The organism is Opitutus sp. GAS368 (assembly GCF_900104925.1).
GTDB lineage: Bacteria > Verrucomicrobiota > Verrucomicrobiia > Opitutales > Opitutaceae > Lacunisphaera.
In genome coordinates this window covers 1,771,063-1,792,754 of record NZ_LT629735.1, presented here as the reverse complement: position 1 = coordinate 1,792,754, position 21,692 = coordinate 1,771,063, and the positions used below count along the sequence as shown (strand labels likewise).

Sequence of the window (21,692 nt, the reverse complement as noted above, 5' to 3'; positions counted from 1 at the left end):
CCGCCCTACAGTTTTCGGTCTTTCAACTTTCATCCTTCAACTTTCAACTACCCCCATGGCCCATTCCGTCGAGGGACACCTCAAGCTCAACGTCGCCGATTACGACAAGCTCATCCGCCAGCTCGTGCCGGGTTACGCGGCGATGCGCACCGCCCACATGGCGCTGCTGCGTAAGCTGCTGCCCGCCGACCGGCGCAGCGTGGTGCTCGATCTCGGCGGCGGCACCGGCGCGCTGGCCGAGGCCGTCGCGGAGACGCTGCCGCTGGCCGAGGTGGAGATCTGGGACACCGACCCGGCCATGCTGGCGGTGGCGCGCGAGCGCTGTGCGCGCTTTGGCGGCCGCATCCGTTATGTGGAGCGCTCCTTTGCGAATCCCCTGACGCCATGCGACGCGGTGGTCGCCGGCATTGCGCTGCACCACGTGAAGGACATGGCTGCCAAGGGCGCCATCTACCGGAACATCTTCGCCGCACTGCGGCCGGGCAGAGCTTTCCTCAATGCCGACACGGCCATCGCCGCGGGCGGCGTGCTGCGCGAGTTCTCTTATCAGGAATGGGTCAACGCCATGGCGCCGCACGGCATTACGGAGCCGCAGGCCCGGGCGCATTTTGCCAGCTGGGCCCACGAGGATTATTATCCGCCGCTCGCGACCGAACTGCGCCTGGTGGGCGAGGCCGGCTTCGCCGACCCCGAGTGCTTCTGGCGCGAGATCCCCTTCGTGATCTTCGGCGGGATCAAGTGACGCACCATGCCTGAATCACCGCCCGCTTCGCTGAATGGCGTGAAGATGCACGTGATCACCACGGCGGCCAACGGCGTGGTCGGGCGGGAAACCATCTTTGATTTTCACCAGGAGGGCCGGGTGGTGACCGCGCCCTACCGAGGCGGCAAAATCATGACCGGTTATCTGGCGGGCGTGTGGGAGGGTGACCTGCTCCATTTCCGCTATGTGCAGGTGACCGCGGACCAGGTCGTGCAAGGCGGCAGCTCGACCGCCCGGATATCCCGCTCGGCCGCGGGCCGCCTGCGCCTCGAGGAGAATTCCCAGTGGGACACCGCGGGCGGGGCGGGCACGAACATCTTCGAGGAAATCTGACCCCCGCCGGCCTAGATCACGCCGGGCGCCAGGCAGCGGACGGCCATGTCGCGCAGCACCGCCTCCTGCTCGTTGGGGCGGCGGATGATCTCCTCGAACGCGCGGATGAACTCCTGCTGGTTGTCGATCAACCGGCGCAGCCCCGGCAGTTTTCCCGTGCCGACCAGCTTGCCGACATACCACTGGTTCTGCGTGAAGAGGTTGTAGGCGCTCTTCTCGGTGTCGCCGCCGAAATGTTTCGCGTAGGCGCCCTGGGCGCGGGCCCACGCCGCCTTGTCGAAACCGTAGGGACCGGGCGCGCGCAGTTCGCCGGTGTCGAGCAGCACGCGCACCTGGATCAGGATGCGGTTGCGGTTCTGCAACGCACTGAGCACGGGGCGGGCGTCGTTGCCGTTGAAAAAATGCTGCTGCAGGGCGGCCAGCGTGCCGGACAGGTCGCCGGCGAAGAAGCGCTCGGCCGACGCGAAGAAGTCGCCCTCGGCAAAATTCGGCGTGAGTTCGTCGAGCTGCTCGTCGCCAATGACGCCGCCCTCGCCCACGAAGGTGGCGAGCTTCCGCACCTCCTCGGTCAGGAGCCGGGTGTTCGGACCGATCTTGGAGAGCAGCAGCTCGACCGCGCCGGGCCCGAAAGTCACGCCGCTGTCGCGCGCCTCGGCCAGCGCCACACCCGCCAGGGCCTCGCCGGCCGATTCGCCGTCGCCGCCGGCCAGCGTGAAATCCGCGTTGCTCTCGCACCACTTCGGAAACGAGCGCCGGCGGTCCACCGGGGCGGCGGTGACAACGATCACCACTTCCTCGGCGTTCACCTTCTCCAGCAATTCCTGCAAGGCCTCGACCTGCTTCAGCGTGCCGTCGGCGCGACCGGTCACGGTGTCGGCGAGAAAATTGACGTCCTTGAACCACACGACCCGCTTGCCGCCGAACATCGGGACCGTCTGCACGGCGTCGCGGAAACGGTTCACCGCGGTCTCGACCTCGTCCACGTTGTTGGCGAAGCCGCTGATGATCTCGCGGGAGAAGTCGTCCGCGTTTGCCTCGGACGCCAGCGCCTCAAACCGCTCCCTGCCCAGCCGGTTGACGATGAAGTCATCCGGCCCGCAGAAGATCGCGAAATTTTTGGTGGCGGCGGGCATGGGCGGGGATTTGCCCACGAAACGCGCCAAAGCGCACGCAGATTTTTCCGGGGTGGAACCCGGCCTCTGGACGGGTTTTCGGTGCGTTCGCCCATACAGCCTGCCCGGAGGTCAGGCTCCACCTTCGCCCTACCCGATCAGTTCGCCAGCGGAACCGCCACCCGGCGCGACTCCTTCACCACTTCGCGGCGCAGCCAGTCGATGGCGGCGGTCACGGCGCGCTCCTTCACGGCGCAGCGCGGGCCGGGATAAGTCAGCTTCTTCGTCCAGTCGCCGCCGGGAGCGTGCAAACCGACGTAGATCGTGCCGACCGGGTTGTCGCCGGCGCCGCCGGTGGGCCCGGCAAAGCCGGTGATGGCCACGCCGTAATCGGCGCCCAGTTGCTCGGCCACGCCGGTGGCCATGGCGACCGCGCACTCGGCGCTGACGGCACCGTGTTGCGAGAGCAGGCACTCCGGGCAGTCGAGGAGGAGCATCTTCGAGTCGTTGCTGTAGGAGACGATACCGCCCTGGAAAAACTTCGAGGCGCCGCAGACGTCGGTGAACGAGTTCGCCAGCAGGCCGCCGGTGCACGACTCGGCCACCGCCAGCGTGCGGCCCTGGGTGCGGAGCTGGTCGGCGACGACCTTCACCATGCTGTCATGGCCGAAGCACACAAAGTCCTCGCCCAACAGGCCGGCGCAGTCTTCCGCCAGCGCGCGCAGCGCCGTCATCGAATATTTGCCGTCGGGCGAACTGATGCGGCAGTCCACCTGGCCGAGATGCGCGCAAAAGGCGATACCGAGGCCGGGGTGCCGGTCGAACAGCGGCTGGAACTTGGTCTCGAGGGCCGATTCGCCGACCCCGGCGGTGCGGATCTGGATGTAGGCCTCGCCCTCGGCGAGCAGGCCGCGCGCGGCGAGCCGCGGGATCACCTGCTCCGTGAACATCGGGCGCAGCTCGTTCGGCGGGCCGGGCAGCATGACGAGCACCTTGCCGTCCTGCTCGACCCAGAGGCCGGGCGCCGTGCCGTTGGCGTTGGGCAGCACTTCGCCGCGCTCGAACTTGTAGGCCTGTTTGAGATTGTTGGCGGTCGGAACGCGGTTGAACTTCGCGAAGCGTTCCGTGATCGCCCGCTCGATGGCCGGGTCGAACACCAGCTTCTGCCCCAGCGCCTGCGCGAGGACGTCGCGCGTGCGGTCGTCGCAGGTCGGCCCGAGCCCGCCGGTGGTGATGATGACGGCCGATTTCGCCCAGCTCTCGCGGAATTGTTCGGCGATGGCGTCGGCCTCGTCCGTGATGGTGACGTTGCGCGCCAGCAGCACGCCGCGCCGGCCGAGCTCGGCGCCGATCCACGTCAGGTGGCCGTTGGCCGTCAGCCCCAGCAGCAGCTCATCGCCCAGCGTGAGCAATTCGTAGCGGGGCGCGGCAATGGGCGCGCGCGGTTTTGACGATTCCGAGGTGGCCATACAGTGTGTGGGGGCGCAACCTACCTCGTTTTTCCCAAAATGCCAGCCCCCGCATACAGCGAAGCCCTCCGGGCCAAGATCCGGGCCCTCCCGGACGGGCCCGGCGTTTACCTGATGAAGGACCGGCTGGGCCGCATTATCTATGTCGGCAAGGCCAAGAGCCTGAAGAAGCGCGTCTCCACCTACTTCCAGGCCGGCCGCGAGCGGGCGCTGCGCCACCAGCCGAAGATCCGCACGCTGATCGAGATGATCACCGACCTCGAGATCCTCGAGGTGAAGTCCGAGACCGAGGCGCTGCTGCTCGAGGGCAAGCTGATCAAGCAGTGGCGGCCGAAATACAACACCGACTTCACCGACGACAAGCGCTTCCTCCTTGTCCGGCTGGACCTGGACGCCGAGCTGCCGCGGTTCGTACTCACGCGCTTCAAGAAGGACACCCGCTCGCGCTACTTCGGGCCCTTCGCCCACTCCGGCCTGTTGCGGAAGACACTCGCGACGATGCGCCAGCGTTTCGGCATCCTGCTCGCCGACACCCACCCGAAGAAAACCGCGCCCGACACCTGGCAGCTCTACGATGATGTGCGCGCCGAGCTCTACGGCTGGCCCAACACCGTCACCACCGCCGAATACCGCGCGCGCGTCGCCGAGGCGTGCGCTTTCCTCGACGGCAAGAGCCGCGAATGGCTCGCGTCGCTCCGCGAGGAAATGACCGCGCGCGCCGCCAAACAGGAATTTGAGAAGGCCGCCGAGCTGCGCGATGTCGTGCTGGCGCTCGAGCAGACGCTGGCGCGCACCCGGAAATTCACCCGCGACCTGACCAAGCTGCAGCCCAACCAGGCCGCGCTCAGGGAATTGCAGTCCGCGCTCGGGCTCGAGTCACCACCGGCACACATGGAGTGCTTCGACATTTCGCACATCAGCGGCACGTTCGTCGTCGCGTCGATGGTGCACTTCACCGACGGCCGGCCGGACCGGGACCAATACCGCCGCTTCTCGATCAAGAGCTTCATCGGCAATGACGACTTCAAGGCCATGGAGGAGGTCGTGTCGCGGCGCTACCGCCGGCTCATCGCCGAGCAGAAGCAGTTTCCCGACCTGGTCGTCATCGACGGCGGGCGCGGGCAGGTCGCCGCGGCGCTGAAGGCCTTCGTCGGGCTCGAGTGCATGCCGCCCGCCATGATCGGCTTGGCGAAGAAACAGGAGACGATCATCTTTCCCGACGACCGTGCGCCGCTCAACCTGCCGCTTGGCAACCCCGGCCTCGGCCTGCTGCAGCGCCTGCGCGACGAGGCGCACCGCTTCGCCAATACCTACAACGCCGACCTGCGCTCACGCAAAATCAAGGAGAGCATCCTCGACGATTTCCCCGGCCTTGGGGAAAAGCGGCGGGCGGCCCTCCTCGTCCACTTCGGCTCGCTCGACAAACTGCGCGCGGCCTCCGCGGAACAGATCGCCGAGGTCCCCGGCTTCGGCAAAAAATTTGCCGAACAACTCCACGTCTTCCTCGCGACGGCCAAGCCGGTCACTTCCGCAGACGCACAATGAATTCCAGCGTCCGGTCGGGCAGGAGCCATTTTAGGAGCAGGAATATCTTGGCGTGCAGCGGACCGCTGTAGCGCGGCGCCGGGTTGTCGGCGGTCAATGCGCGCTCGACCAGCCGGGCAATGTCGTCCGGCACGCCCGCAATGCGGCGCATCGTCGCGGTGTTCTCGCTGTAGCCCTTGTAGAAGGGTGCGTAGGGCCCGGCGTGGGCGATGACCTCCGTCGAGGCGGCGTTGGCCGCTTCCACGAACTCCGTGAGGATGAACCCCGGCCGGATGAGCGTCACGCGCACGCCGAACGGCTTGAGTTCGCCGCGCAGGCCGTCGGTGATGGCCTCGAGCGCATGCTTCGTGGAATCATAGATGCTCGAGAGCGGGCGGGAGATCTTCCCGGCCACCGAGCCGATGTTGACGATGCAGCCGGTGCCGCGTTCGCGCATGGGAGGCAGCACGAGCTGGGTCAGGGCGATGAGGGAAAAGAGGTTGGTCTCGAAATTTTTCCGGATGGCGTCGACCGGCGCGATCTCGACAGGGCCGCGCGTGCCGTAACCGGCGTTGTTCACGAGGCCGTCGATCCGGCCGAATTTCTGCAGCGTGGCCTCGACGAGCTTCCGGCGGTCGGCGTCGCTGGTCACGTCGCCAGGCACGGCCAACACGTTTGCTCCCGAGGGATCCAGCTCATGGGCGAGCGCCGTGAGCCGGTCGGGACGGCGCGCGGAGATCACGACCTTCGCGCCACCACGGGCGAGCCGGCGGGCCGCCGCCTCACCGATGCCAGCAGAAGCGCCGGTGATGATGATGACCTGGCCGGAGAGGGTGGGCATGACTCAGCCATAGACAGGATTAAGCATATGAACAGAATTTTGCGCGGTTTCGCCCTGTCTCCGGTCTATCCTGCCCGCATGCTCCGCTCCCTCTCCCGTCTTGCTTGGTTTTGCCTTGGATTCGCCGGCCTCGGCGTCCTTCGGGCCGACGTCACGCTGGCGCCACTGTTCCAAGACCACGCGGTGCTGCAATGTGACCAACCCGTGCCGGTCTGGGGCTGGGCCGATCCGGGCGAAGTTGTCCTCGTCTCATTCCGCGGCCAGCACCAGCGGGTAACCACGAGCGCCGACGGCCGCTGGCTGGCGCGGCTCGCGCCCCTCGCCGCCAGCACCGGATCCGCCGAACTCGTGATCACCGGCAAAAACACGGTGCGCGTGGCCGACGTGTTGGTCGGCGAGGTGTGGCTGTGCTCCGGCCAGTCGAACATGGAGTTCCCCGTTTACGATCCCACGAGCAGGATCTTCCACCTGGACCAGGCCCGCACCGAGGTCGCGGCGGCAAACTTCCCCCTCATCCGGCAGTATAAGGTGGCGCGCGCCGTGGCGGAGAAGCCGGCCGACACCGGCCGCGGCAACTGGGCCGTGTGCTCGCCCGAAACGGTGGGCACTTTCACCGCCGTCGGCTATTTCTTCGCACGGGATCTGCACCGGACGCTCGGCGTGCCCATCGGAATCATCAACAGCAGCTGGGGCGGCACGCCTGTCGAGTCATGGATGAGTGCCGAGGCGCTGGCGTCGGACCCGGCGTTCCACGTCGTGGATGAACGCTGGCAACAGATGCTGGCCGATTATCCCGCAAAGAAAATTATCGCCGGCGAAGCCCTCGCCGCCTGGCGCCAAGCCGAGGCGGCCGCCAAGGCGGCCGGCGCCGGGGCGCACGCCGCTTTCCTGAAACAAAACCACCCGCCCCGGATGCCGCGCGGCCCGGGGGATTCATGGACGCCCCGCGGCCTGTTCAACGGCATGATCGCGCCGCTGGTGCCCGCGGCCTTCCGCGGCGTGCTCTGGTATCAGGGCGAGAGCAACGCCGGGCGGGCGGCCGAGTATCGCGCGCTGTTCGGCGCCCTGATTAGGCAGTGGCGCCGGACGTGGGGCCGCGACGACTTCCCGTTTTATTTCGTGCAGCTCGCCAATTACCGTGTGCCATCCGACGCGACGGGCGAGACCTACGCCTTTCTCCGCGAGGCCCAGTCCCAGACGCTTATGCTGCCGGGCACGGGCATGGCGGTGATCATCGACATCGGCAACCCGGGCGACATCCACCCGGGCAACAAGCAGGAAGTTGGCCGCCGGCTGGCTCTCATCGCCGCAGCGAAAACCTATGGCCACGGCGGCGAATCGTCTGGCCCGGTCTACGCATCCTCCGCCCGGGAGGGCGCCGTTCTTCGGGTGAAATTCTCCCACGCCACCGGGCTCGCCGCGCACACGGAACCGCTCGCCGGTTTTGCAGTCGCGGGGGCCAACAGGATTTTCCACCCCGCGAACGCCTGCATCGAGGGCGACACGGTGATTGTGTCTTCGCCCGATGTGCCGGAGCCGGTCGCGGTTCGCTATGCGTGGGCCAACAGCCCGGCCGCCGGCCTTTTCAATTTTGCCGGTTTGCCCGCCACGCCTTTCCGCACGGACAACTGGTGACGCCCGAGGACGGTAGGACGGATTACTCCGAGTCGTAAATCTGGACGCGGGTCCAGCTGCTCTTGAACTTGGCGATGAACGCCAGGTGGATCGGATCGGCCTGGTAGGCATCGTGCGCCGCGACATCGCGGCACTGCACGATCAGCGCAACGTCGTAGCTGTGGTCGATCACCGGGCGCGGCCCGGTCTTCGCCGGTGCGCCGACCGTGACCTTCATCACGCTCTTGATGCCCGTGAGGGTTTCCACGCCGCGCCGGAATTCCACGCGCCGGGCCGGGGTGAGTTCGGGCTTGAGCCAGAAATAGACGTTGTGGAACAGCATGGCGCCGGAAACCAACACGAGGGCCCGGCCCGAGGCAAACGCCGAGTGGGCCGGTTTTACCAGTTGTTGATTGTTTTGACCGCGCGCGCGGCCACACTCGACCTAAGATACCGGAGCATCGTCCGTCATACCCCCACTCCCTCCCATTAATTCCATGAATTCTCCTCTTCGTTTCCTCTCTGTTCTCAGTCTTCTGTCCTCCGTCCTCTGTCTCGGCGCCGCGCCGGTCAATTCCACCATCTCCGCCGTCACGGTCTACACCGACCGCGCGGTCGTCACGCGCTCCGCCACCGTCGACCTGCCCGGCGGCGCCACCGAGCTCGTCTTCGCCAACCTGCCCCAGGCGCTCGACGACCGTTCGCTGCAGGTCAGCGGCCGCGGCACGGCCCAGGCGCTCATCCTCGATGTCAGCGCGAAGCAAACCTACGTCGACTTTACGCCCAACGCCCGCGTGAAGGAGCTCGAAGACCAGCTCAAGGGCCTCGGCAAACAGGTGCGCGGCCTCGACGACCGCGCCAACCTGCTGAACACCCAGCAGGTCATGCTCGACAAGATGGAGACCGCGCTCTTCGCCCCGCCGACCAAGGACGTGCCGCGGCCCGACCTCAACCAGTTCACCAGCTCGCTCAACTACCTGACGGAGGCGAAGGCCAAGCTGGTCACCGAGCGTGCGACGCTCGACGAACAGCGCGAGGAACTGGCGAACAAGATCAACACCGTGCAGCAGCAGCTCAACGAGCTGCGCGGTTCCGGGGGCCGGGCGTTCAAGACCGTCACCGTCCGCGTCTCCGCCCCGCAGGCCGGCAATCTCGAGGTGGCCCTCTCCTATACCGTCCCCGGCGCCAGCTGGGCGCCGAGCTACGACGCCCGCGTGCTGAGCGGCGAGCGCGCCGTGGCGCTCGGCTACTTCGGCATTGTCCGCCAGAGCACCGGCGAGGACTGGAAGGATGTCGCCCTCACGCTCTCGACCGCCCGCCCCGGCCTCGGTGGTGCCGCCCCCGTGCTGACCGTGTGGAACGTCGATGTGTTCAATCCGATCCTGTTGCGTCAGCAAGCGGACAATGAGCGCCGCCGGGAGATGTCCGCCAAGGCGGCTTACGCCCCGGCACCGGCCATGGCCGGTGCGGTGAACATGCAGACGCTGACCAACGACGCCCCCATGGAAATGAAGGACGCCGAGATGGCCTCCGCCACGATCGAGTCCGGCGCGACCAGCGCCTCGTTCAAGATCGCCGTCGCCTCTTCGGTGCCGAGCGACAACTCGCCGCAAAAGGTGCCAATCACCGCGGTGAAGCTCACCGCCAATCCCGAATATCTCACCGTGCCGAAGCGCCTCGCGACGGCCTACCTGACCGCCAAGGTCGTCAACAACTCCGACTTCCCGCTGCTCGCCGGCGCCATGAATGTGTTCCTCGACGGCACCTTCGTCGCCACCAGTTCGCTGCGCACCGTGATGTCCGGCGAGAAGTTCGACCTGGCGCTCGGCGCCGACGAGGGCATCAGCGTGAAGCACAAGCGCGTGAACAAGTTCACCGAGGACACCGGCCTGACCAACTCCGGCAAGCGCATCACCTACGAATACCTGATCACGATCCAGAACAACAAGCGGACCGCCGAGCGCGTCATCGTGGCCGACCAGATTCCGCTCTCGCGCAACGAAAAGATCGTCGTGAAGCAGCTCACGCCGAGCGCCAGCGAACTGAAGCCGACCGACGAAGGCACGCTCAAGTGGACGCTCGACCTCAAGCCCGGCGAGAAGCGCGAGCTGACCGTGAAGTTTGCCATCGAGTATCCGAACGAGGTGAACGTCACCGGGATCGAATAACAGCCGATGCTGTAGGGCGGGGTCACCGCACCCCGCCTTTCGGCGAGTATATCATCACGTTCGAGGCGGGGTGCGGTGACCCCGCCCTACAGTTTGACATCTGAAAGCGCGATTGAAGGATCCGCGCCACCACGCATGGCCGAGTCGCTCACCCTCCTCGTTGACAACGGCTCGCTCGAGCCCGCCGCCACCCTCGCCCTGCGGGGGCTGGCGGTCCGGCTTTCCGGGCGACTCGGTCGGCCCGTGACCCCGGTGTCATTGCTGCACTCGTCGGGCATCGATCCGAAAGCTCTGGGCGGCGAAGCGGCCGAGATCGTGTTTCCCGCGCTCGAGCGCCGGTTGGCAGCGGGGCAGAACGACTTCATCCTCCTGCCGCTCTTCTTCGGTCCGAGCCGCGCCCTGACGGAATATCTGCCGGAAAACCTGGCGCGGCTGCGCCCGAGGTTTCCTGCCTTGCGCCTGAAGATCGCCCCCCCGCTGCACGCCGCCCGCGACAACCGGCTCGCGCACATCCTCGCCCAGCATGTCCGCGATGAGCTCGATTCAACCGACACCGGCCGGGTCGCTCTCGTGGATCATGGCAGCCCGGTCGAAGCCGTCACCGCCGTGCGCAACGAACTCGCCCAACAGGTGGCCGGTCTGCTCGGCTCACGCGTCGCCGCCGTGACGCCCGCCAGCATGGAGCGGCGCGCCGGGCCCGAATATGATTTCGGCAAGCCGCTCCTCGCCGATCTGCTGGCCGAACCCCCGTGGAATGCCGGCCGCGTGGTCGTGGCGATGCAATTCCTGCTGCCGGGACGTCATGCCGGCCACGACGGCGACGTAGCGAAGATCTGCCGCGCGGCCGAGGCGGCGCACCCCGGATTGAAGACGCACATGACGAAGCTCGTCGTCGAACACCCGCTGCTGCTGGACATCCTGGCCGACCGCTGGCGACAGGCGGGGTGACAATCTCGCGGGCGGGGTCGCCCGCGCTCCATGCGTTCTGGAGCGACGGCGACCTCGCCGTCGGTTCGTTTATTTCACGGCCTGCGCGTGCAGCCGCGGCAGCTCGGCCGCGAAGGACGACAGCCGCACGACCTCGCCGATGACGACGAGCGCCGGCTGCCCGGCGAGGCCGGCGGAAAGTTTTTCGGCGTCGCGCAGCGTGCCCGTGAGGATTTTCTGGGCCGGCAGCGTGGCCTCGCTGATCACGGCGATCGGCATGTCGGCCGTCATGCCGTGACCCAGAAGATTCTGCGCGATCTCCGGCAGCCGGCGCACGCCCATGTAAAAGCAAAGGGTCGCGCGCAGCTTGGCGAGTGCGCCCCAGTCGAGTGCCGACGTGTTGGCCGCGCACTGGTGGCCGGTGACAAAAACGACGGCCGAGGAATAATCGCGGTGCGTCAGCGGCAATCCGGCCGCCGCCCCCGAGGCGGTGGCGGCGGTCACGCCCGGCACGATTTCAAACGGAATGCCCGCGGCGCGCAGGGCCGCGATCTCCTCGCCGGCGCGCCCGAAAATCAGCGGGTCGCCACCCTTGAGGCGGACCACCTTTTTGCCGGCCGCGCCCAGGGTGACCAGCAGCGCGTTGATCTCGGGCTGGGTGGCACTGTGGCAGCCGGCACGTTTTCCAACCGCGTGTTGTTCGCAGCCCGGCGGGCAGTGCGCCAGCAGCTCCCGGTTGACCAGCTCATCATAGACCACCACTTCAGCCGCCTGTAAAAACCGCAGTCCGCGCAAAGTGACAAGGTCGGGTGCACCCGGACCGGCTCCAATGAGCCAGACAAAACCCCTTGCGGATGATGTGCTTGCATTTAACATGACTACTTTAGTCAGTATGACGTTGATTCAACTTTACCCGTTGGCAAACAAGTGCAACCGTTCTCTGCGTCATGCCTGAAAATACACCAGCGCCTGTCAGCAAGAACGAGCTGCTCAAACAGAACGATCCCACCCTCGCGGGACGAATCGCCGCGACGCTGGCCGATGCTACTACGGACCGTTTTTCGGAGGACGACACCCAGTTTACCAAATTCCATGGCATCTATCAGCAGGACGACCGCGACCTGCGCAAGACCGCAAAGAAATACATCATGATGATCCGCAGCCGCATCCCCGGCGGCGTCATGACCGCGAAGCAATGGACCGTTTTCGATGACCTCGCGACCAATCACGGCAACAACACCCTCCGCGTCACCACGCGTCAGTGCATCCAGTTTCACGGCGTCGTGAAATCCGGGCTGGGGCCGCTGATCAAAAAAATCAACGAGTCGCTGCTGTCCACCCTCGCGGCGTGCGGCGACGTGAACCGCAACGTCACCGCCTCACCCACGCCGGCAACGACCAAGGCCCGCGAGAATGTCTACGCCGATGCGCTGCGCACCGCTTACGCCCTCGCGCCGGTAACCAAGGCCTATCACGCCATCTGGATCGACAACGTCCAGCTCAACCTGGAGGCCGAGGAGAACAAAAATTTCAGCGACCCGCTTTACGGCCAGACCTACCTGCCGCGCAAGTTCAAGATCTCCTTCGTGGTGCCGCCGGTGAACGACATGGATGTGTTCACCAACGACCTCGGTTTCATCGCCATCGTCGAAAACGACCGGCTCATCGGCTACAACGTCGCGGTCGGCGGTGGCATGGGCCGCAGCCACGGCAACGTCCAGACGTTCCCGCGGCTGGCCGACGTGATCGGCTTCGTGAAACCGGAGAATCTGATCGAAGTTGCCAGGGCCGTGCTCACGACCTTCCGCGATTTTGGCGACCGCGCCAACCGCAAGCATGCGCGCTTCAAATATGTGCTCGAGGACCGGGGCGTCGATTTCGTTCGCAACGAGATCAACCGGCGCGCCAACCTCATCCTCGGCCCGGTGCGCCCCTACGAATTTTCCACCATGGGCGACCTCTATGGCTGGCATCGGGCCGTCGACGGCTCGCAGTTCCTCACCCTGTTCGTCGAGACCGGCCGCATCAAGGACGTCCCGGGCCATGCGATGAAAACCGCCCTGCGCCAGGTCGCGGAAAAATTCCCGCACCTCGAGTTCCGGCTGTCCGCCAACCAGAACGTCATTCTCGCCAACATCCCCGATACCGACCGCGCCGGCCTCACGGCGCTGCTGGCTGCGCACGGGGTCAAGGTGGAGAACCAGACCTCCCTGCTGCACGCCGCCTCGATGGCCTGCCCCGCGCTGCCGACCTGCGGCCTCGCGCTCGCCGAGTCCGAGCGCATGCTGCCGGGCCTGATCGACCGCATCGAGAGACTCGGCGGCGAACTCGGCCTGGGCGGCGAGGAAATCATCATCCGTTCCACCGGCTGCCCCAACGGCTGCGCGCGTCCCTACATGGCGGAGATCGCCTTCGTCGGCAAGGCCCCCGGCCGCTACCAGCTCTGGCTTGGCGGCAACGCCGCGGGCACGCGCCTCAACCGCGTGTTCAAGGACACGGTCAAGGATGCCGAGATCGAGGCCGAGCTGCGTCCGCTCCTCACCCGCTGGCGGGACGAGCGCTGGCCCGGCGAGCGCTTCGGCGACTTTTGTTCGCGGATTGTGTTGCCCGAACAAATCAAGGCGGGAGCGGCAGGGGATGCCGCTCCCGCTCCCCTTTCCACATGAATGATACCGCCGCCCTCACCCGCTGGAACGCCGAACTGCGCGCCAAGTCGCCGCTCGAGATCGTCCGCTGGGCCGTCGCCCAGGCCGGCGGCCGCGCCATCGTCTCCACCAATTTCCGCCCCTACGAGGCCGCGATCCTGCACGTCGCGACGCAGGTGCAGTCCGACATCCCGGTGCTCTGGGTCGACCACGGCTACAACCGCCCGGCGACCTACCGGCACGCCGAGGCCCTGCGCACGTCGCTCGGCCTCAACCTCAAGCCTTTCCTCCCGCGCCTGACACCCGCGCACCGCGACGCCGTCCATGGCCCGATCCCGACGACCGAGGACGAGGCCGGCCTGAAGAAGTTCAGCGCGCTGATGAAACTCGAGCCCTTCCAGCGCGGCATGCGCGAGCTCGCGCCGACCGTCTGGCTCACCGCGCTGCGCCAGGTGCAGAACCCGAACCGCGCCGGCCTCGACATCGTGTCACTCGACGAAAATTTTGGCGCGCTCAAGGTCAGCCCGTTTTTCTACGCCACCGACGCCGACCTCGAGGCCTACCTCGCGCAGCACGGGCTGCCGAACGAGTGGGATTACTTCGATCCCGCCAAGGCTGACGAAAAGCGCGAGTGCGGCCTGCACGCCGCTTGGGGCAAACAGGCGGTCAACGCCTGACGAAACGTTCTTCCATGTCCCGTTCGCCTTCTTATAAACTGAAGGCGGGGCTATCAGTCCCGCGGGTTTACGGCCGTGCCGCCCTTGCCTCGCGGAACTGATGGTTCCGCCTCCAAAGAAAACGCTTCTTCATCGTCCATGCCGACCAGCTACCATCTCGATCACCTGCAGCACCTCGAAACCGAGGCGATCCACATCATGCGCGAGGTCGCGGGCGAATTCGAGCGCCCCGCCTTGCTCTTCTCCGGCGGCAAGGATTCCATCTGCCTCCTGCGTCTCGCGGAGAAGGCGTTCCGCCCGTCGGAGCTGCCGCTGCCGCTGCTCAACGTCGACACCGGCCACCATTTTCCCGAGCTGAACGAGTTCCGCGACCGCCGCGCGAAGCAGCTGGGTGCGAAGCTCATCGTGCGCAAGGTCGAGGACGCCATCGCCCGCGGCACCGCCACGCCGGCGCCGGGCGAGGTTAGCCGCAACCGGCTGCAGATCCCCGTCTTGCTCGCCGCCATCGAGGAATACCGCTTCGACGCCTGCATCGGCGGCGCCCGCCGCGACGAGGAGAAGGCCCGCGCCAAGGAGCGCTTCTTCAGCTTCCGCGACAGCTTCGGCCAGTGGGACCCGAAGAACCAGCGCCCCGAGATCTGGAACCTCTACAACGGCCGGCTCAACCCGGGCGACAACATGCGCGTGTTCCCGCTGAGCAACTGGACCGAGATGGACGTGTGGGAATACATCCGCCAGGAGGAGCTCGAGGTGCCCAGCATCTATTTCAGCCACACCCGCAAGTGCGTGCGCCGCGGCGGCCAGTGGCTCCCGGTCAACGACATTCTCCCGCCCAAGCCCACCGAGACGGTCCGCGACCTCGTCGTGCGCGTTCGCACCATTGGCGACATCATCAGCACCGGCCTGGTCGAGTCGCCTGCCGCGACGGTGGACGACATCATCACCGAGATCGCCGCCGCGCGCGTCACCGAGCGCGGCTCCCGCGCCGACGACAAGGCCTCCGAGGCGGCCATGGAGGACCGCAAGAAGGCGGGCTATTTCTAAAATGTCCGTGCTCGTATCACCCACCACTTCGCCCGCCCGCGCCGCCACCACCGCCGCGCCGCTGCCGGTCGACATCCTGCGCTTCAACACCTGCGGCAGCGTCGACGACGGCAAGTCCACGCTCATCGGCCGCCTGCTCTACGATTCGAAATCGCTGATGGAGGATCAGATCGAGGCGCTCGAGCGCTCGGCTGACATCACCGGCGGCGGCGCGATCAACCTCGCCAATCTCACCGACGGCCTCCGCGCCGAGCGCGAGCAGGGCATCACGATCGACGTCGCCTACCGCTACTTCGCCACGCCGAAGCGCAAGTTCATCATCGCGGACACCCCGGGCCACATCCAATACACGCGCAACATGGTGACCGGCGCCAGCAACGCCAACGCCTCCGTCATCCTCGTCGACGCCCGCCTCGGCGTGATCGAACAAAGCCGCCGCCACACCGCCATCGCGTCGCTGCTGCGTATCCCGCATCTCGTCGTCGCGATCAACAAGATGGACCTCGTCGGCTGGAGCGAGGCGCGCTTCAACGAGATCCGCGAGCAGTTCGAGGCCTTCCTGCCGCGCCTCGACATCAAGGACGTCAAGTTCATCCCCATCAGCGCGCTCCACGGCGACAATGTCGTCACGCCCTCCGTCCACACTCCCTGGTATCCCGGACCGACGCTGCTCGGCCACCTCGAGAGCGTGCACATCGGCAGCGACTGGAACCTGAACGGTTTCCGCCTGCCCGTGCAATGGGTCAACCGCCCGAACAACCCGACCGACGCCCAGCTCCATGACTTCCGCGGCTGCAGCGGCCAGATCGCCGGCGGCATCGTGCGCACCGGCCAGAAGGTCCTCGTCCTGCCCGCCGGTCTCGTGACGACCGTGAAGGAAATCTGGACCTACGACGGCAGCGTGCCCGAGGCGTTCTGCCCGCAGTCGGTCACGCTCGTGCTCGCGGACGACATCGACGCCGGTCGCGGCAGCATGATCGTCGGCCTGGACAACCCCGCCGGCACCGGCACCGACCTGCACGCCAAGGTCTGCTGGATGCACTCCCGCCCGCTCGAGCGCGGCAAAAAATATTTCCTCAAGCACACGACCAGCACCGTGCAGGCCGTCGTAGCCGACATCGAGCACCGGCTCAACATCGAGACGCTCGATCCCGAGCCGGCGCCGGCCGCGCTCACGGTAAACGACCTCGGCGAGATCCGCCTCCGCGTCTCGAAGCCGCTGTATTACGACAGCTACGCGGTCAACCGCCTGACGGGCTCGTTCATCCTGATCGAGCCGGGCACCAACGCCACCGTCGCCGCCGGCATGTTGCTGCCGTCGCACGAGGCTGTGAAACCCGAGAGCGGCGACTTCATGATCTGAATTCGCGATGATTTTGTAGGAGCCTGCTTGCAGGCGAATTTGCACTCACGCCACCCAATCTCCATCAAATCGCCTGCAAGCAGGCTCCTACATCCAGACTCCGTCTCATGAAAATCTCCGTCAAAGTCGATTATGCCTGCCGCGTCATGGCGGAGCTGGCGCGGCTGCACGGCTCGGGCGAGCTCGCGCAGATCGACCATCTGGCGAAAACCGAGGCGGTGCCGGCCAATTTCCTCGCGCAGATCCTCGGCAAGCTTCGCACCGGCGGCCTCATCACCAGCCGGCGCGGTAATCTCGGCGGCTACACGCTCGCGCGGTCACCGGAGGACATCACGCTTTACGACATCATGATGGCCACCGAAGGCGAGTGCCTTGGCCTGAGCGGCAACTTCGCCGGCCGCAGCGGTCGCCGGCTCAAGCAGGTCTGGGACGACGTGCGCGCCACCCTGGTCGAGAAGACCAAGGAATACACGCTCGACCAGCTGGCCTCGAAGAACCCGACCGAGATGTATTATATCTGAGCCGGCGCGATTAGGTGTAGGGCGGGATCACCGTATCCCGCCTTTTTTGTGGCCGTTTGACAAATGGTGGAGGCGCCATCTATCGGTAAAGTCACCGCATGCTGGAACGCGATCACCTTCGACGATTGAAGGATGTCTGGATCGAGCCACCGATTTATTTTCTGACCGTTTGCACGGCACAGCGTGCGAAGCTTCTGGCCCATCCGCCTGCCGCGAAAATCCTAACCCAGGCGTGGCGCAGCTCACCCGCGATTTATCAATGGGTCATCGGCCGCTATGTGATCATGCCGGATCACGTCCATTTCTTCGCCACTCCGCGACCACAGGCAAGACCGCTTAGTGATTTCATGCGCGACTGGAAGAAGTGGACGACTTGGCGTTTCAATCGCGGCCAGCTTTCTCCAAGCGCGCTCTGGCAGGCTGAATTTTTTGATCACGTTTTGCGTTCCCCAAAGAGCTATGAAGAGAAGTGGCAATATGTCCGACAGAATCCGGTTCGGGCCGGGCTCACCGCTTCAGCCGAGGAATGGCCATATTCAGGTGAATGTGAAATGTTGACCATGTAAGCGAGCGCGGCGGGATACGGTGATCCCGCCCTACAGTCGCCCAGCGCGACTAGCGCCGCAGCGGCAGCATCCACTCCAGCACGTCGCCGATGCGCGCGGCCCAGGCGTGCTCCGTGTGCTCCGCGCCGGGCTCTTCCCGGCAGACGAGATCGACGCCCTCCCGCCAGCCCTTGCCGGCGAGGACGTCGCGGAACAACCGGATGACCTCCCAGCCGGGCTCGTTGGTGCCCATGTCGAGCCAGAGGCGCACCTCGGGTTTCTTGCGGAGCTTGGCGAAATCCTGGAAGACCACCCGGCTGTCCCACCACAGCGACGGCGACAGCGCCGCCACGTGGCCGAACACGCGCGGATGCCACAGCGCGAAGTAGAGTGACACGAGCCCGCCCATCGACGAGCCGACGAGCGCGGTGTCCCGCGGACCGGGCCGGGTGAGGTAGTGCGAATCAATGAACGGCTTCAGCTCCTGCACGACGAACTTCGCGTAGCGCTTGGCGTCGCCGGTGCTCTGGCATTTCTCGCCGTCCCAGCCGGCGAACCCGGCGGGGGTCGGCGCGTATTCGTTCATGCGGTTGAAGCCGGTGTTGTAGATGCCGACCATGACCGGGGCAACGATCCGGTGGGCGCGGATCAGGTCGGTCGCGCGGTCGCCGGCGTGCCAGGCGTTGCCCAGGAAGGCTGTCAGTGGGTCAAAGATGTTCTGGCCGTCCTGGAAATAGACGACCGGGTGCCGGCGGCCGCGGATCAGGCCGTAGCCGGGCGGCAGCCACACGACGATGTCGCGGGTGTTGCGCAGCCCGCGGGAGAGGAAGCGGTGATGAAGCCGGAGCGGGGAGTCGTTTTTGCGCGGGCGCGGCATGGGCGGTGGCCAGCATGCCAGCGACGGGGCCGGGCGAAGCCAAGCGGTTTCTCAAAGATGGAACCCGACCTCCGGGCGGGTATTCAGGGCGTGCGTCGAACCAACCCGTCCAGCCTATCCGCCATAGCCTTGGCGACGGAGGAAGGCCGGGTTCCATCCCGGATGGGCATTGACCCGGCCCGGTAATTGCATGACAGCGGAGGTGCGCCGGTTTCCCGGCGTGGGCTACATCCCGCCATGAACGAGCAACACGTCCGCTGGTATACGCGACACCTGAGCCGGGATTTTGAGATGCTGGTGTTCGGCCACACGGGTTACCCCGTCATCCTTTTTCCCACCTCGCTGGGCCGGTATTACCAGAACAAGGACTTCGGGCTCGTCGGGTCGGTCGCGCCGCTGCTCGATGCCGGCAAGATCAAGATCTACTGTCCCGACGGCATCGACGAGCAGAGCTGGTATAACAAGTCCCTCCACCCGGCCGACCGCGTCCGCACCCACCAGGCCTACGAAAACGTCATCCTGCACGACGTCCTGCCGCACGCCATGCGCGAGACGGGTCACGGCCGCGTCTGCCTGGCCGGCGCCAGCTTCGGCGGCTATCACGCCGTGAACTTTGCCCTGCACCACCCGGACCTGGTCGGCTATTGCATCAGCCTGAGCGGATCCTTCGACATCCGGCCGTTCCTCGACGGCTACTACGACGACAACTGCTACTTCAACAACCCTGTCGACTACCTGCCCAACCTGAGCGACCCGTGGTTCTTGGAGCAGACCCGCCGCATGGGTATCGTGCTCGGGACCGGCGACCGCGACGGCTGCCGCGACCGCAACCTCCACCTCTCGCACCTGCTCAACGCCAAGGGCATCCCGCATTTCCTCGACGACCGCCAGTGGTGCGGGCACGATTGGAATTACTGGCGGGACATGTTCCCGCACTACGCGTCGCTCATCCACGCCTGATCTCCTTTCTCATGAAAAAAATCGGCATTCTGCACGGCAAGGAACGCAGCTTCCCCGCGGCGCTCATCGAACGCATCAACGCCATGAAGGAACCCGGCATCACCGCCGAGGAGGTCCTCATCAACCAGGTCCGGCAGGGCGAACCCACGCCCTACGCCGTCATCCTCGACCGCATCTCGCAGGACGTCCCCTTTTATCGCGCCTACCTGAAGAACGCCGTGCTCAACGGCACCTCGGTCGTCAACAACCCGTTCTGGTGGTCGGCCGACGAGAAGTTTTTCAACAACTGCCTCGCGACCAAGCTTGGTGTCGCCGTGCCGAAAACCGTCATCCTGCCCTCGAAGGACCACCCGGCCGACTGCAGTGCCGAGTCGTTCGCCAACCTGGCCTTCCCCCTCGATTGGGACGGCATCTTCCAATACATCGGCTGGCCCGCCTACTTCAAACCGCACTCCGGCGGCGGCTGGAAGAATGTCTACAAGGTCCGCGACCAGGACGAGTTCTTCAAGGCCTACGCCGAGACCGGCCAGCTCGTCATGCTGCTGCAGTCCGAGGTTCACTTCGACGACTACTACCGCTGCTACTGCATCGGCGGCACCGACGTCCGCATCATGCAGTATGAGCCGCGCAACCCGCACCACCTGCGCTACGTCGTCGACCGTCCGCCGGGTTCGCCCGAGCTGCTGGCGCGCATCGGGCGCGATGTGCTAACGCTCAACCACGCGCTCGGCTACGAGTTCAACACCGTGGAATTCGGCGTGAGCGGCGGCGTGCCCTACGCGATCGACTTCTGCAACCCGGCGCCCGACGCCGACCGCAAGTCCGTCGGCGAGGAGAACTTCGCCTGGGTCGTCGAGGCCGCCGCGAAGATGCTCGTCCGCAAAGCCAAGGCGCACGACCCCGCGCAGAACAACACCGTTTGGGGCGGCTACGTCCAGGGCGCCGTCAAGACGGGCGCGCCCGCGGCCCTGCCGAAGAAGAAATGAGCCCCGTTCCATCAAGTCCGGCATCTGTCATTCTGAGCGCAGCGAAGAATCCAGATGAACTTGCGCATGAAACTGGATCCTTCGCTGCGCTCAGGATGACACGCCTCGGGAATAACCCCCCATCCGTCCTCCGTCCTCTGTCCTCCGTCTCCTGATTTATGTGCGCCACGCGGAAAAAGCACAAATTCACCCTCGGCATCGAGGAGGAGTTCCAGATCGTCGACCCGGTCACGCGTGAGCTGAAATCCCATATCGAGGAGATCATCGAGGGCGGGAAGCTCATCCTCAAGGAGCGCGTGCGGCCCGAACTGCACCAGTCCGTCGTCGAGATCGGCACCGACATCTGCGAGGACATCGCCGCCGCGCGCCGGTCCGTCACCGGCCTGCGCCGCGACCTTGCCGGCCTCGCCAAGAAGGCCAACTTGCGCATCGCCGCGGCCGGCACGCACCCATTCTCGCACTGGATCGACCAGAAGATCTCCGCCGGCGAGCGCTACCAGGGCGTGCTGAACGACCTTCAGCAGGTCGCCCGCGCCAATCTCATCTTCGGCCTCCACGTCCACGTCGGCATGCCGGACCGCGAGACCGCCATCCAGCTGCAGAACACCGCGCGCTATTTCCTGCCGCACATCTTCGCGCTCTCCACCAACTCTCCGTTCTGGGTCGGCCGCAACACCGGCTTCGCCTCCTACCGCCTGCAGATTTTCCAGCGCTTCCCGCGCACGGGCATCCCCGACCTGTTCGATTCCGTCGAGGAGTTCGATGGCTACGTCAACCTGCTTATCAAGACCGGGTGCATCGACAACGCCAAAAAGATCTGGTGGGACATCCGCCTGCACCCGCTTTTCCATACGCTGGAGTTCCGCGTATGCGACATCCCGATGCGCGTCGACGAGACCATCTGCCTCGCCGCCATCATGCAGGCCGTCATCGCCAAGCTCTACAAGCTCCACCGGAAGAACCTCGGTTTCCGCACCTACCGGGCCCGGCTGATCAACGAAAACCGCTGGCGGGCCTCCCGCTACGGCATCAACGGCAAGATGATCGATTTCGGCAAATCCGAGGAGGTCCCCACCCGCGACCTGATCAACGAGCTGCTTGAATTCATTGATGACGTGGTGGATGAACTCGGCTCCCGCACCGAGGTCAACTACGTGCAGGAAATCCTGGCCAAGGGCACCGGCGCCGACCGGCAAGTTGAGGTTTACAACCGCACCAAAGACCTCAAAGCCGTGGTGGACTATATCATTTCCGAAACACACCACGGCCTTGATCTCTGACGTCCCTTCCTCTGCATTTCCGGCTTCTCGCTCCTCGATTCCC

General features: G+C 65.8%; 21 protein-coding genes. 15 read left to right on the top strand and 6 right to left on the bottom strand.

The window, feature by feature from the left end; translation table 11 throughout:
- The first annotated feature begins 55 nt into the window (after nt 1–55).
- The gene (locus tag BLU29_RS07685) at nt 56–742 is read left to right on the top strand and encodes a class I SAM-dependent methyltransferase (RefSeq protein WP_091056427.1); all 687 of its coding nucleotides are present in this window, start codon (nt 56–58) and stop codon (nt 740–742) included.
- Nucleotides 743–748: 6 nt separating this feature from the next.
- On the top strand, nt 749–1,096 hold the full coding sequence (locus tag BLU29_RS07680; protein WP_157693701.1) for a hypothetical protein: 348 nt from the start codon (nt 749–751) through the stop codon (nt 1,094–1,096).
- 11 nt (nt 1,097–1,107) lie between these two features.
- Here BLU29_RS07680 and holA read toward each other — a convergent pair whose 3' ends face one another.
- Together holA and BLU29_RS07670 are read right to left on the bottom strand one after the other, a co-directional pair.
- Nucleotides 1,108–2,229: a DNA polymerase III subunit delta gene (gene holA, locus BLU29_RS07675; RefSeq protein ID WP_091061012.1), complete on the bottom strand. Its 1,122-nt coding sequence runs from the start codon at nt 2,227–2,229 to the stop codon at nt 1,108–1,110.
- 137 nt (nt 2,230–2,366) lie between these two features.
- Complete coding sequence (locus BLU29_RS07670) at nt 2,367–3,677, bottom strand: CinA family nicotinamide mononucleotide deamidase-related protein (protein WP_091056424.1); 1,311 nt, start codon at nt 3,675–3,677, stop codon at nt 2,367–2,369.
- Nucleotides 3,678–3,716: 39 nt separating this feature from the next.
- On the opposite strand from BLU29_RS07670, the gene BLU29_RS07665 reads away from it, so the two are divergent.
- Entirely contained in the window at nt 3,717–5,222 is a 1,506-nt protein-coding gene (locus tag BLU29_RS07665; protein ID WP_091056422.1) for an excinuclease ABC subunit UvrC, read from the top strand.
- Here BLU29_RS07665 and BLU29_RS07660 read toward each other — a convergent pair.
- Nucleotides 5,200–6,042 carry an SDR family NAD(P)-dependent oxidoreductase gene (locus BLU29_RS07660; RefSeq protein WP_091056421.1) on the bottom strand — a complete coding sequence of 281 codons (843 nt, stop codon included), beginning with the start codon at nt 6,040–6,042 and terminating at the stop codon, nt 5,200–5,202. The genes BLU29_RS07665 and BLU29_RS07660 overlap by 23 nt on opposite strands.
- A 78-nt stretch (nt 6,043–6,120) precedes the next feature.
- Between BLU29_RS07660 and BLU29_RS07655 the strand changes: the two genes are divergently transcribed.
- Nucleotides 6,121–7,677 (top strand): sialate O-acetylesterase, encoded by a 1,557-nt coding sequence (locus BLU29_RS07655; protein ID WP_091061010.1) that lies wholly within the window; start codon nt 6,121–6,123, stop codon nt 7,675–7,677.
- Between the two features lie 22 nt (nt 7,678–7,699).
- Here BLU29_RS07655 and BLU29_RS07650 read toward each other — a convergent pair whose 3' ends face one another.
- Nucleotides 7,700–7,999, bottom strand: a complete 300-nt coding sequence (locus tag BLU29_RS07650) for a Dabb family protein (protein ID WP_091061008.1) — start codon at nt 7,997–7,999, stop codon at nt 7,700–7,702.
- 154 nt (nt 8,000–8,153) lie between these two features.
- Between BLU29_RS07650 and BLU29_RS07645 the strand changes: the two genes are divergently transcribed.
- Together BLU29_RS07645 and BLU29_RS07640 are read left to right on the top strand one after the other, a co-directional pair.
- Nucleotides 8,154–9,824 carry a mucoidy inhibitor MuiA family protein gene (locus tag BLU29_RS07645; protein WP_091056419.1) on the top strand — a complete coding sequence of 557 codons (1,671 nt, stop codon included), beginning with the start codon at nt 8,154–8,156 and terminating at the stop codon, nt 9,822–9,824.
- A gap of 135 nt (nt 9,825–9,959) precedes the next feature.
- Complete coding sequence (locus BLU29_RS07640; RefSeq protein WP_091056418.1) at nt 9,960–10,772, top strand: hypothetical protein; 813 nt, start codon at nt 9,960–9,962, stop codon at nt 10,770–10,772.
- A gap of 69 nt (nt 10,773–10,841) precedes the next feature.
- Here BLU29_RS07640 and cobA read toward each other — a convergent pair whose 3' ends face one another.
- Entirely contained in the window at nt 10,842–11,627 is a 786-nt protein-coding gene (gene cobA, locus BLU29_RS07635; protein ID WP_091056416.1) for a uroporphyrinogen-III C-methyltransferase, read from the bottom strand.
- A gap of 71 nt (nt 11,628–11,698) precedes the next feature.
- Here cobA and BLU29_RS07630 point away from each other — a divergent pair, with 71 nt between their 5' ends.
- From BLU29_RS07630 to BLU29_RS07605, 6 genes are all read left to right on the top strand, one after another.
- Nucleotides 11,699–13,417, top strand: coding sequence for an NADPH-dependent assimilatory sulfite reductase hemoprotein subunit (locus BLU29_RS07630; protein ID WP_091056415.1), 1,719 nt, complete (start codon nt 11,699–11,701; stop codon nt 13,415–13,417).
- Entirely contained in the window at nt 13,414–14,073 is a 660-nt protein-coding gene (locus BLU29_RS07625; RefSeq protein ID WP_091056413.1) for a phosphoadenosine phosphosulfate reductase family protein, read from the top strand. Before BLU29_RS07630 ends, BLU29_RS07625 begins: the two co-directional genes overlap by 4 nt.
- Before the next feature lie 138 nt (nt 14,074–14,211).
- Nucleotides 14,212–15,117: a sulfate adenylyltransferase subunit CysD gene (cysD, locus tag BLU29_RS07620; RefSeq protein ID WP_091056411.1), complete on the top strand. Its 906-nt coding sequence runs from the start codon at nt 14,212–14,214 to the stop codon at nt 15,115–15,117.
- A gap of 61 nt (nt 15,118–15,178) precedes the next feature.
- On the top strand, nt 15,179–16,480 hold the full coding sequence (locus BLU29_RS07615; protein WP_091061005.1) for a GTP-binding protein: 1,302 nt from the start codon (nt 15,179–15,181) through the stop codon (nt 16,478–16,480).
- A gap of 107 nt (nt 16,481–16,587) precedes the next feature.
- The gene (locus BLU29_RS07610) at nt 16,588–17,001 is read left to right on the top strand and encodes an Rrf2 family transcriptional regulator (RefSeq protein WP_091056410.1); all 414 of its coding nucleotides are present in this window, start codon (nt 16,588–16,590) and stop codon (nt 16,999–17,001) included.
- A 98-nt stretch (nt 17,002–17,099) separates the two neighbouring features.
- Nucleotides 17,100–17,567: a transposase gene (locus BLU29_RS07605; protein ID WP_091056408.1), complete on the top strand. Its 468-nt coding sequence runs from the start codon at nt 17,100–17,102 to the stop codon at nt 17,565–17,567.
- Between the two features lie 49 nt (nt 17,568–17,616).
- On the opposite strand, the gene BLU29_RS07600 is transcribed toward BLU29_RS07605, so the two are convergent.
- Nucleotides 17,617–18,423 (bottom strand): alpha/beta hydrolase-fold protein, encoded by an 807-nt coding sequence (locus tag BLU29_RS07600; protein WP_091056407.1) that lies wholly within the window; start codon nt 18,421–18,423, stop codon nt 17,617–17,619.
- A 237-nt stretch (nt 18,424–18,660) separates the two neighbouring features.
- Here BLU29_RS07600 and BLU29_RS07595 point away from each other — a divergent pair, with 237 nt between their 5' ends.
- The 3 genes from BLU29_RS07595 to BLU29_RS07585 all read left to right on the top strand — a co-directional run bounded on the left by BLU29_RS07595 (nt 18,661) and on the right by BLU29_RS07585 (nt 21,649).
- Entirely contained in the window at nt 18,661–19,383 is a 723-nt protein-coding gene (locus BLU29_RS07595; protein ID WP_091056405.1) for an alpha/beta hydrolase-fold protein, read from the top strand.
- An 11-nt stretch (nt 19,384–19,394) separates the two neighbouring features.
- Nucleotides 19,395–20,369: a hypothetical protein gene (locus BLU29_RS07590; protein WP_091056403.1), complete on the top strand. Its 975-nt coding sequence runs from the start codon at nt 19,395–19,397 to the stop codon at nt 20,367–20,369.
- A gap of 158 nt (nt 20,370–20,527) precedes the next feature.
- Entirely contained in the window at nt 20,528–21,649 is a 1,122-nt protein-coding gene (locus BLU29_RS07585; RefSeq protein WP_091056402.1) for a carboxylate-amine ligase, read from the top strand.
- The last annotated feature ends 43 nt before the right edge of the window (nt 21,650–21,692 follow it).